1 tRNA gene is annotated in these 221 nt (G+C 52.5%); it reads left to right on the top strand.

The features are described 5' to 3' along the window. Positions 1-84 precede the first annotated feature (84 nt). Positions 85-157 (top strand) — tRNA-Glu (locus HMPREF2614_RS07930). The last annotated feature ends 64 nt before the right edge of the window (positions 158-221 follow it).

Below are 221 nucleotides of genomic sequence, written 5' to 3' on the forward strand. Positions count from 1 at the left end.
CCGTCATTCTAGGTTCGAGTCCTGGTAGGCCAGCGGAATTCGCTTGGTTAGTCTCTTGATTAGTTGAGTCGAATTCAGTTCTAAGCCCCGTTCGTCTAGCGGCCTAGGACGCCGCCCTCTCACGGCGGTAACACGGGTTCAAATCCCGTACGGGGTACAAAGACAGTGTGAAAGCGCCAGTCTTTATTGGCCTATGGTGTAATTGGCAACACAACGGTTTC

Origin of the sequence: Corynebacterium sp. HMSC074C11, assembly GCF_001809455.1 — a bacterium.
Classification (GTDB): domain Bacteria; phylum Actinomycetota; class Actinomycetes; order Mycobacteriales; family Mycobacteriaceae; genus Corynebacterium; species Corynebacterium amycolatum.